The organism is Bradyrhizobium zhengyangense (assembly GCF_022012435.1).
Taxonomy (GTDB): Bacteria; Pseudomonadota; Alphaproteobacteria; order Rhizobiales; family Xanthobacteraceae; genus Bradyrhizobium; species Bradyrhizobium zhengyangense.
The window spans coordinates 1-2,303 of the sequence record NZ_JAKLUA010000068.1 but is presented as its reverse complement, the minus strand read 5'-3'; the positions used below and the strand labels follow the sequence as shown (position 1 = coordinate 2,303).

The following is a 2,303-nucleotide window of genomic DNA, read 5'->3' as shown; positions in this document are numbered from 1 at the left end:
TGTCAAACGCCATCCGGAACTGCCCCCTTTGCGTCATGAAGAACTGCCCCCACCATCTGGGTTATGATCTCGGTTGAAGGTTGTTTCCGCCGGTGACGGGCCGGAGGGAGGCGGAGCCGACCGGAGGGCCGTCACCGGCGGGCGGCGGCTGGATGAGGCCGCTCTTGCGCTTGGCGCGGAGCCGGTAACTGTCGCCGCGGATAGTCAGCACGTGGCTGTGGTGCAGGAGCCGGTCGAGGATCGCGGTGGCGACCACCGGATCGGCGAACACGGTGCCCCATTCAGCAACGCTGCGGTTCGACGTGATCAGCATGGCGCCGGTTTCGTAGCGCCGGCTGACCAGTTGGAAGAACAGGTGCGCCGCGTCAGGTTCCAGCGGCAGGTAGCCGAGTTCATCGACGATCAGTAGCTTTGGCTTTGACAGCGCGAGCAGTTTCTCGTCCAGGCGCCGCTCGCCATGCGCCTTGGCAAGGCCAGCGACGAGCGTCGTCGCCGTGGTGAACTGCACTGTGTACCCGGCCAGGATTGCTTCTCGCCCCAGCGCGATCGACAAGTGCGTCTTGCCAACGCCGGGCGGCCCGAGCAGCAGCACGTTCTCTCCGTTGGCGATCCAACGTGACGCGGCCAGGTCGCGGATCTGCTTCGGATCGATCGACGGCTGCGCCTCGAAGTCGAAGCCCGCAAGCTCCTTCACTGCCGGGAAGTGTGCAAGTTTCAGAGCCATGTCGATGCGGCGATGATCTTTGCGCGCGATCTCACGTTCGCACAGCAGGATCAGCGTCTCACGCGCCGACAGGTTTGCGCGTGCCGCCTCGTCGAGCAAATTGTCGAGCTGGTCGCGGATGCCGGAGAGCTGCAATCGCGCCAGCATGGCATCGAGGGGATCAGTCGGTACTTCGGTTGCCTTCTTTGCGCGCGTCATCAGAAGCGTCCCCCGATCACGGCTTCATATTCGGCAAGAGGACGCAACAACGAGGGCGGTGGAGACAACCCGGGCGCCGTCGCAATCTCCGGTCGGCGGACCGCGCCATTGCGTCCAGCAACACCGTCGAGATGGGCGGGATCGACGATCCGCAGCCGGCGCCCCTCCGATTGCTTGTGGACCGCCACCTGGTGCAGTCCATGGCGGATCCGCACTTCGCCGGCCGCGACCGTTACCGCCACGCGCTCACCAATCAGGCGCCACGGCACCGAGTAACTGTTCGTGTCGATCTCGATGGCGCAATCGTTGCCGACGACCCGGGTTAGTTCGCGCAATGATCCGAACGACGGCTGCCCACCGAGCGGTTTCAACCGGTGTGCCTCGTCACGCGCGAAGCGAACGATCGGAGCCTCGCCGGTCGTGCCGTGGATACGTACGTTCGCAACCTTACGTTCCCACTCTGCGAGATGCGCCTCGAATGCCTCCCAGCTTGGGAAGGAATGCCCCGCGATCGCGTTCTTCTTCACGTAGCCGACGCCATTCTCCGTCTTGCCCTTGGTGCGTGCCCGATATGGCGCGCAGGCGCGTGGACGGAAGCCCCAATGCTTCGCAAACGCGATGAGCTTGTCGTTAAACTGAACCGACCGGCTCACCGCGTCGTGGCGCACCACGAGCGCGCGTGGATTGTCCATCAGCACTTCCTCCGGCACGCCACCGAAGGTCGTAAATGCGCTCTCGAGACCGGCGAACCAGTGCTCTTGCTTCTCAGCCCGGAACGCCCGCACATGCAGTCGTCGCGAATGCCCGAGCGTCGCCACGAACACAAACGCCTTGATCTTCACCACGCCGATCTCGACCAGACGCTCGCCAAAATCGATCTGTAGCTGCCGGCCAGGGGGCGTCTCGAACCGCGTCGTCGCCAGTGCCTCCGCCTTCAGCGCCTGGCGATAGGGCTGCACGGCGCGTTGCAGCGTTCGCCGGCTGACTGCCACACCTTTTTCGGCCAACAAGTCCTGGCGCACCACATCCGCATTGCCGCGATGCCGAATGAGCCTCTCGCGCAGCCAACCCTCAAGGCCATCAAGCCGTTTCGGTCGCTCAGGCGATTTGAACGGCTTAACCCCGCCCGCCGCCACGTAGCCCTTCACCGTGTGATGGCTGCAGCCCAGCTCGCGCGCAATCCGCTTCAGACCCCACCCGCACGCCCTCAGGCGCAACATCTCCGCCACGTCATCCGGCGTCTTCATCACCTGCCCCCGTGGATCACTCCACCGCGAGCCTCTAGTGATTCGTTCCTCTTTCATTCGCTCTCTCCTCGGCTATCCAAGGAGGGGGCAATTCCTCATGACGCCGAGGGGGCAGTTTTCCATGGCGCGCGACA

General features: G+C 64.3%; 2 protein-coding genes. Both read right to left on the bottom strand.

Translation table 11 applies throughout. The features are described 5' to 3' along the window. Nucleotides 1-61: 61 nt before the first annotated feature. On the bottom strand, nucleotides 62-922 hold the full coding sequence (gene istB, locus L6637_RS42155) for an IS21-like element helper ATPase IstB (RefSeq protein WP_237874446.1): 861 nt from the start codon (nucleotides 920-922) through the stop codon (nucleotides 62-64). After that, the gene (istA, locus tag L6637_RS42150) at nucleotides 922-2,226 is read right to left on the bottom strand and encodes an IS21 family transposase (protein WP_271606377.1); all 1,305 of its coding nucleotides are present in this window, start codon (nucleotides 2,224-2,226) and stop codon (nucleotides 922-924) included. The genes istB and istA overlap by 1 nt, the downstream gene beginning before the upstream one ends. Nucleotides 2,227-2,303: the final 77 nt, after the last annotated feature.